The organism is Mesorhizobium sp. M0217 (assembly GCF_040321955.1).
In the GTDB taxonomy this organism is placed as follows: domain Bacteria; phylum Pseudomonadota; class Alphaproteobacteria; order Rhizobiales; family Rhizobiaceae; genus Mesorhizobium.
On sequence record NZ_JAMYSN010000054.1, the window covers coordinates 1 to 7,802 of the forward strand.

Sequence of the window (7,802 nt, forward strand, 5' to 3'; positions counted from 1 at the left end):
CCGCGTTATTTGGGGCGCCCGCGCCTTTTTTTATAAATAAATTTTTTTACCCCTAATTTTCTTTTTCAATTTGGGTTCTTTTAAATTTTGGGCGGGGGGGGGGTTACTGCGCCCCCCCACCAGCGTTTTGGACGGAGCCGGTGCTTCCGACCCAGTGACTCCGATGTTCCGTCGGGCCACGCCGGAGCGGCTACGCCGCCTCATCCAGCGTATTGAAGGCGGCCCGGTGCGACGTGACGAAGTCCTGAACTGTCATTGGCGGCACGCCCGTCACTTCCGCGATGATCTTGTCGGCGCCCGAGAAGATGCCGTTTTGGTAATCGAGGGCGATCGCGCAGAAATGCTGGATCAGAAATTCCGGCAAGCCAAACTTTTCCAAGCGCTCGCGATAGGCGGGGATGGTCAGCGGCTGGTAGCTGATCTTGCGGCCGAGCACCTCGCTGATGGCTGCGGCGATGCCCGGCTGGTCGAGCTCGGTCGGTCCATGAAGCGTGTAGGTCTTGCCGATATGGGCGACCGGCTCCACTAGCAGTGCTGCAATCAGGCGGGCCTGGTCCTCGGCAGCGATGGGAGCATGACGACCAGCGCCATAGGGCAGGTCGATGATGCTCTGTTCGACGATCGTCTTGCGCGCGAACGGGTAGAGCAGCCATTGCGAGAAAAAGGTTGGCCGCAGGTGGATGGTGGGAACGCCCGACCAGTCGAAGACCCGCTCGGCGATCCAGTGATCGCGCGCTGCATGACTCTTGGAATCCTCGCGCGCGGAGATCTGCGACATGTTGATCACGGCCTTGAGGCCGGCGCGCTTGGCCGCATCGGCGAAATAGGCCGTCGTCTGGATGATGCCGGGACGGACGGGGTAGCAGAAATAGGCGGCGGTGGTGCCGGCGGCGGCGCGGATATCGTCGTCATGCTCGAACAGGTCGCCGACCACGACCTCGGCGCCTTCGCCGCGAAGCGCCTCGGCCCGCTGGTCCTCCTTGTGGACCAGCGCCCTGACGGGATGACCCTTTTCGAGCAGGCGTTGGACGGTGTAGCGGCCGGTCTCACCGGTCGCGCCGGTAACGAGGAACTTGTCAGTCATTTCTAACTCCTTGTGTCTGGCTGCATCATAATGTGTGTAATTACACACAATTGGGTAAAAAAGGGAGCTACCCGCCGAGGTTCAGCTCCAGGATTTCATCGCGCATGCGCACGGCACGATCCTGTCCAACCTCCCGCTCAAACGCGGCCTGGGCGTTTTTCCAGAGAGGAATGGCTTCCGTCACCTTTGCAACGCCCGAAGGGGAGAGCGTGATATCGAAAGCACGGCCGCTATCGGCTCTGCCGGCGACGACCCATCCGGCCGCCTGCAGCGGCTTCAGCGCGCGGACGAGAGTCGTGCGTTCCATGCTCAGCATTTCGGCGAGGCGGGTGATCTTGAGGCTTTGGTAGGCTTCCAGCAGAGACAAAATCGAGAATTGCGAGACCGACAGTCCGGCAGGCGCCAGATGACTGTCGTAAAGACGGCTCAGATGCCGCGCGTTCTGGCGGGCGGCAAGGGCGTAACAGAGATGAGGACCAGTAGGTGTCGGCATGGGGCATATCTAAATGTGCAATTGCACAGTGTCAAGTCCGAACCTCGGCGCTCTACCTGCAATTACCAGAGTCGGCACAACCCGGCTCCTCGGCTCATTTCTTGAAGTGCAATTACACACTAAGCTCGGGAACGTCGCAGTTGAGTCTGGATCGCGCTCACGCGGCCATCCCACAAATCACGCCATCCGGAGAAACGACATGTCGAGCAGCAACGGAGAAAAGCACCCATTCCTCGATGATCTTGCCGATGACGCCGAACTGAGAGGGACGGTCCTGCGCCGTTCGGTTTCGGGTCGAGACAAGATCAAGTACCTGGTCGAGGCCGTCGGCACGCTCTACGCCTCGCAGACGCCCACCTCCTATGGGGCGATCGATCAGCGCCATTTCCTGCAATACAAGGCAACACTTCGCGCCGGCCTCGATCTGGAAGCGGTAGGCGTCATCGAGCGTGACGAGACCGGGCTCGTCCGGCGGGTGACGATGACGTTTGCGCCTCTGGACGCTGCGCTGTCACTGTCGGCAGGACTGTGCGGCATCATCGGGGAGAAGTTTGGTGACGATCTCTTTTACAACGCGCCGGTGAACGAGGTCGCCGGGTCCTGATTGCCAGATCAGCATACGATCACACGCAAAGGCGGGGGGCCCGGCTACGGCCAGCCCCCGGCCTTTTGCACGCCATCAGCCGCGAAGGAACGCCAGCAGGTCGGCGTTCAAGCGGTCCTTGTCGACATGCAGCAGCCCATGGGAGCCGCCTTCGTAGACAATGAGCTTGGCGTGCGGAACGAGCCCGGCGGTCAGTTTCGCGGAGATTTCCAGCGGGACGATCTGGTCGTCACTGCCGTGGACCACGAGCGCGGGAACGGTGATCTTCTTGAGGTCGTCGCGGAAATCGGTTTCCGAGAAGGCGCCAAGCGCGTGATAGGCAGCAAGAAACCCGGTTGCCTGTCCCTGACGCCAGTAGCTCTCCCGCAGGCCTTCCGAGACGTGCGCGCCCGGACGGTTGAAACTGTAGTACGGCATGGTGACGTCGAGATTCCACTGCGACCGGTTTGCCTGCACGGCGGCGCGGAACGTATCGAACAGCTCCTTGGGCGCGCCGTTCGGATTGGTTGCGGTCTTGAGCAGGAAGGGTGTCACCGAGGAAACGAAGGCGACCTTGGCGACGCGGCTCTGGCCATGGCGCGCGATATAGCGTGCGACCTCGCCACCGCCCATCGAATGACCGACGAAGGTCGCCCCGCGCAGATCGAGTGCCTCGACCAGCTGCGCCAGATCATCGGCGAAGGTGTCGTAGTCGTAGCCACCGGACGGCTGGCTCGACCGGCCAAAACCCCGACGGTCATGGGCGATGACGCGGTAGCCATTCTGCAACAGGAAGAACATCTGGTCCTCCCAGGCGTCGGACGAGAGCGGATAGCCATGGCTGAACACCACGGCCGGCCCGGTGCCCCAGTCCTTGAAGTAGAGGCAGGTGCCGTCTTTCGTGACGAGGCGATCGCCTGTGGCCTTGCCGGCGCGGGCAGGCGCGGGGGTCTTTGCATCGGCGGGGGATGCACCGGCGCCAACTGCTGCAAGCCCGACGCCGGCGATGGCGACCCCTTTCAGCAGGTTGCGCCGGGAAGCGCTGTCGGGTGTTGAGATCGTGGACATGAGGGAACTCCGTGAGGTTATGCGGCCTGGCGGCGCGAGTGGCGAATGTGGTTGGACGTGTCGGCGCGATGTTCAGGTGGCGTGCGAGATTAGAAGCCGAGCCTGCGCAGATCCTCGGCGACGAACATATGGCCGCTACGGTTCTTGACGCTCGGCAGCTCGGAGACCTTTGCGCGCCAGGAGTTGAGCGCGGAATGATCGTCAGAGATGGCAATGCCGGCGGCGTCGGCGAACATCAGCCCGGCAAAGACTGTAATGTCGGCCATCGAGAACACATCGCCGGCGACGAACGACTGGTCCTGCAATACTCTGTCGAAATACGTCATGCCGGCAACCGCCTTATCGCGCTGGCGATTGCCCCAGTCCTGACGACCGGCCCATTCCGGGCTCTTGAACACTTGCAGTTCGGCGCCGAGGCCGGGCGTCGCGTGATGGAAGTAGTTGCCGACGGCATCGAGCAGCTCGGTTTCGGCCCTCTTCTGCATCATGTGGATGACGGCCTTTTCCTTTGGCGTCTTGCCGGTGAGCTTCGGGTCGCCGTCGAGATTGTCGAGATATTCGGTGATGGCGGTTGCCTCGGCGATATACGTGCCATCGTCGAGCTGCAGGACCGGCAGTACGCCGGACGGGTTCTTTTCGAGGAAGGCCGGTTGTTTGTGCTCGGCGCCAATGAGATCGACGGAGACGAACTCGACCTGCGGTTCGAGACCCTTCTCGGCGAGCACGATGCGGATACGGGCTGGATTGGGAAAGCCCGGGCGATCGAAGATTTTCATGGGAGGTTCCTTCTGTCTGTCTATCGATAGATAGATTGCAGTCGTCGTTTATCCCTTCCCTTTTGTCGCGTCAACAACTATCTATCGAGTGATAGGTATGGATCGACGATGGCTAAAACCAAAACGGATATGCGAGAGGCGGTCATGACCGCCGCAAAAGCGACGGTGCAGTCGCGTGGCTACAATGCGCTCAGCTTTCGCGAACTGGCGAAAGAGGTGGGGATAAAAAGCGCCAGCGTGCATTACCATTTCCCTACCAAGGGCGACCTCGGCGCCGCATTGGCGCGTCGCTATACGGAGGAGGGGGCAAGCTATCTGGCGGAGTTGCTGGCGACGTCGAAGGACGCAACCTGGTGCATGGATCGATATGCGGAGATCTTTCGCTCGGCACTGACCAACGACAATCGGATGTGCCTATGCGGCATCATGAGCGCGGAGCTCGACGACCTTCCCGCTGAGGTTCGAACCGAAGTGGACAGGTTCGCCGAGACGAACGTCGACTGGATCGCGCAGGTCTTGGCGCGGGCCAAGCCTGCGGCGAGCGAGCAACAATTGCGGGAGCACGCGATGGCAATCTTCGCTGCCATCGAGGGCGCTCAACTCATCGCGCGCGGCTGCCAGGACATCGGCATCTATGACCGTACGATCCGAGCCTACCGAGCGACAGGTCTCATCCCGTAACGATTGACGGCACGCCCAATCAGACTTTGCTCGCTGCTGATTGAGAGCGGGCGAGAGTTTGTGTGCACGTGAGTTGGTCTTAACGCGCGAGCCGTTCGGTTAGCTTCACTCTGGATCATCGCTTCAATCGCTCGACCCCGATGCTTCACGCTTCTGCACTGAGATTACAAGGCGTTCGCCAGGGAGGAGGCAAGCCTGCAAGCGGCCGAGCATAGCAATGAGGCGCATCTAGATTGGATAGCGGGCATCACCGCATTCAACGCGGTTGTGCTCGAAGGACGTAAAGTCGTCTTCGTCGCGGTTGCCGTGCACGGCGGAGAGACCGGCGCGCAGATCCTCGCGAATGGCCTCGCCGTGCCTGGGGTCGGCAAACAGGCGGCGCAACGTCGCCTGGATACGCTTCCGTTCGCCCTTCTGGGTCAGCATGTCCTGCATCCAATGCAAGGCCTGGACGACCCGCATCCCCGGCCGATCCGCCCCAATAGAGGCGGCTAGGGGCAGCGTATTTGAAGTGGATTTCCTGCGTGCCGAGTTTGATTGGCTTCAACCGCGCATCGACCAGCACTTCTATTCGAGCGGGGACGGCGGTCGTCAGGCCAAGGTCGTTGGCGGCCGTCATACCATCGACGACGGCGCGCGCCCGATCGCGGCGCGTGACGGCGCGGATCACAGCGCGGCAATCCGGCACGGTGGCGCGGCCAGTCAGGTTGTTCGTGCGCGGCCGGTCATAGAGGCCTCGCTCGATCCGGCGCAGCTCCCCCGGCGGTTGCCAGGCGCTGCAGGGTTTTGTCCACGGCGGCGCGCGCGCCGAGATCGGCGAAGTCGCCGGGGGTCCAGACCTCGTCGGGTTTGGACTGAATGCCGGCAAGCAGGCGCGAGCGAAGATCGGTATCGGGCTCAACTATGGGCATGTCCGAAATATGGCTACAATTTTCGGACACTCCGCGGGGCCCAAAACTCCAAAATTGGAACTCGCATTTTCGCATTGAAGTATATGGCCCTATGGCCCGCGCTCGGGACTATCCGAGAGCCTCGAATGCCTCCTTCCGCAGGGGCACGACATTGTCCCGGTTGACTCTTAACCAAGACGAGAACAAATGTAGAACATATAACAGGCTTTCCGCGTTTCAAGGGTCAGATGAGTGTATCGGCGCCCCCTGCTGCCATTTCCGAGCTTCGAGAACGCATTGCGCGTCTCGAAGGTGGAAATGCGCGCATCCGTACGGTTTTGCCGTTCGGAGTGGCCGCGATTGACAGGGTCCTGCCGGGAGGGGGGTTGGCTTTTGGCGGTCTGCACGAGGTCGCGGGTGGTGGCAATGGCGCCGTCGATGGCGCAGCCGCGGCACTGTTCGCAGCAGGGATTGCCGCGCGCACCGCCGGCAAGGTGCTTTGGTGCGTTACCCGGCCCGATCTTTTCGCGCCTGCGATCGAACAGGCCGGTCTGCCTCCGGGACGGGTGATTTACGTCGAGGCCGGCGACGAAAAATCCATTCTCGCCTGTTTCGAAGAGGGTCTTCGCGGAGGTTTTGGCGCTGTCGTTGCCGAGATTGCCCGGCTTTCGATGACGGCCTCACGGCGGCTTCAGCTTGCCGCCGAAAGCTCCGGCGCCATCGGCATCGCCATTCGCCGGTGGCGTCGGCAGACGGAGGCAACGGATTTTGGGCAGCCTACCGCCGCCGAGACACGCTGGCGGGTGTCGGTCCTGCCGTCGACGCCATTGCCGGTTCCGGCCCTCGGGCGGGCGCGATGGCAGCTTGAACTGATCCGATGCCGTGCAGGAGAGAGCGCAGATTTCATAGTGGAGGCTTGCGATGCCAAGGGTCGTATCGCTCTTCCTTCCGATGTGGCCGACAGACCGCTTCAGAAGGAAATCGGGCGACGCCGCGCCTCCGCCTGAGACGCCGCTCGTCCTCATCGGCCGTGATGGTCGTCGCCGTGTCGTGCTTGCGGCCGACGCGGCAGCACGCAACGCCGGCCTGCGCATAGGCATGCCGGCGAGAAAGGCGCAGGCGCTGGTCCCGGGCCTGATTGTCCATGATGCCGAGCCCGATGCCGACGAGATCGCGCTCGAGCGGTTGGCGCTGTGGGCTCTGCGCCGCTACGCGCCGATCGTCGCTTCCGATCCGCCGGATGGCATCGTGATCGACACGACCGGCGCCGAACATCTGCATGGCGGCGAGGCGGCGATGCTCACCGAGATGGTGGAACGGCTTGGCGGTTCCGGCTTCGCCGCGCGTACCGCGGTCGCTGACAGCTGGGGTGCAGCCCACGCTCTGGCCCGCTTCAGTACAGGGCAGACGCTTGTGGTTCCATCCGGCGAGATTGCACAAGCGATCCTGCCTTTGCCGATCGCGGCCTTGCGTTTGCCCGCCAGCACGGTCGACAGTCTGAAGCGGCTCGGCTTTGAAGCAATTGTGGACCTCGCCGGCACGCCACGCGCGTCGCTCGCCTTGCGTTTCGGACCGGAACCCGGCCGCCGCCTCGACCAGGCCTTTGGACGAGTGAGCGAACCGATCGAGCCGATCCGGCCGGAGGAGATCGTCGAAGTGCGCCGCAATTTTGCCGAGCCGATCGGCGCGGCAGAAACAATCGCGCGCTATACCGGCAAGCTGGTCGCTGAACTGTGCGCCTCACTCGAGACGCGAGGGCTTGGCGCACGCCGGCTCGATCTTCTGTTCTTCCGCGTCGACAACCGCATCGAGGCGATCCGTGTCGGCACAGCAATGCCGGTGCGTGACACGAAGCGTTTGACCCGGCTTCTCACCGACAAAATCGAGACGATCGATCCAGGGTTCGGCGTCGAGCTGATGCGGCTTGCCGCGACGGTTGCCGAGCCGCTGCGGTCCAGGCAGATGATTTCCTCGCTCGCCGAGGCGCCCGAACCCGATGTGTCGGATGTGATCGACATCCTCGCCAACCGTGTCGGCGAGGACCACCTCTATCGCGTCGCCCCGGTGCAGAGCGACGTTCCCGAACGGTCGGTTCAACGCATTGCCCCAATGGCACCTGATACCGGCGAGGGGGGGGGGGGGCCCAAGCAGCCCCCCCACCCCCCGAAAACCGCCCGCCCCGCCGAGGAGGACGGGGGCAGGAAAAAACCCCCACCCCCCCGGCCCG

The 7,802-nt window shown here is 62.7% G+C and carries 9 protein-coding genes and 1 pseudogene; 4 read left to right on the forward strand and 6 right to left on the reverse strand.

The genetic code is table 11. The features are described from left to right. Positions 1-190: 190 nt before the first annotated feature. Both NKJ18_RS32710 and NKJ18_RS32715 read right to left on the reverse strand, forming a co-directional pair. Positions 191-1,084: an NmrA family NAD(P)-binding protein gene (locus tag NKJ18_RS32710; protein ID WP_352761562.1), complete on the reverse strand. Its 894-nt coding sequence runs from the start codon at positions 1,082-1,084 to the stop codon at positions 191-193. 67 nt (positions 1,085-1,151) lie between these two features. Then, entirely contained in the window at positions 1,152-1,577 is a 426-nt protein-coding gene (locus NKJ18_RS32715; RefSeq protein ID WP_352761564.1) for a MarR family winged helix-turn-helix transcriptional regulator, read from the reverse strand. Positions 1,578-1,776: 199 nt separating this feature from the next. On the opposite strand from NKJ18_RS32715, the gene NKJ18_RS32720 reads away from it, so the two are divergent. Further along, positions 1,777-2,181 carry a hypothetical protein gene (locus NKJ18_RS32720; RefSeq protein ID WP_352761566.1) on the forward strand — a complete coding sequence of 135 codons (405 nt, stop codon included), beginning with the start codon at positions 1,777-1,779 and terminating at the stop codon, positions 2,179-2,181. Positions 2,182-2,256: 75 nt separating this feature from the next. On the opposite strand, the gene NKJ18_RS32725 is transcribed toward NKJ18_RS32720, so the two are convergent. Together NKJ18_RS32725 and NKJ18_RS32730 are read right to left on the reverse strand one after the other, a co-directional pair. Beyond that, positions 2,257-3,228: an alpha/beta fold hydrolase gene (locus NKJ18_RS32725; RefSeq protein WP_352761569.1), complete on the reverse strand. Its 972-nt coding sequence runs from the start codon at positions 3,226-3,228 to the stop codon at positions 2,257-2,259. An 89-nt stretch (positions 3,229-3,317) separates the two neighbouring features. Next, positions 3,318-4,004 carry a glutathione S-transferase family protein gene (locus NKJ18_RS32730; RefSeq protein WP_352761570.1) on the reverse strand — a complete coding sequence of 229 codons (687 nt, stop codon included), beginning with the start codon at positions 4,002-4,004 and terminating at the stop codon, positions 3,318-3,320. A gap of 108 nt (positions 4,005-4,112) precedes the next feature. Between NKJ18_RS32730 and NKJ18_RS32735 the strand changes: the two genes are divergently transcribed. Next, positions 4,113-4,685, forward strand: coding sequence for a TetR/AcrR family transcriptional regulator (locus NKJ18_RS32735; protein WP_352761573.1), 573 nt, complete (start codon positions 4,113-4,115; stop codon positions 4,683-4,685). A gap of 228 nt (positions 4,686-4,913) precedes the next feature. Here the strand turns inward: NKJ18_RS32735 and NKJ18_RS32740 are convergent, their stop codons facing one another. Further along, positions 4,914-5,111, reverse strand: coding sequence for a hypothetical protein (locus NKJ18_RS32740; RefSeq protein WP_352761579.1), 198 nt, complete (start codon positions 5,109-5,111; stop codon positions 4,914-4,916). A 115-nt stretch (positions 5,112-5,226) separates the two neighbouring features. After that, positions 5,227-5,586 (reverse strand): annotated as a pseudogene (locus NKJ18_RS32745) (DUF6088 family protein); the annotation flags it as partial. Positions 5,587-5,823: 237 nt separating this feature from the next. On the opposite strand from NKJ18_RS32745, the gene NKJ18_RS32750 reads away from it, so the two are divergent. Then, positions 5,824-6,582 carry an ImuA family protein gene (locus NKJ18_RS32750; protein WP_352761575.1) on the forward strand — a complete coding sequence of 253 codons (759 nt, stop codon included), beginning with the start codon at positions 5,824-5,826 and terminating at the stop codon, positions 6,580-6,582. Beyond that, the coding region (locus tag NKJ18_RS32755; protein ID WP_352761577.1) for a Y-family DNA polymerase at positions 6,497-7,802 on the forward strand (1,306 nt) is incomplete at its 3' end. The genes NKJ18_RS32750 and NKJ18_RS32755, both read left to right, overlap by 86 nt.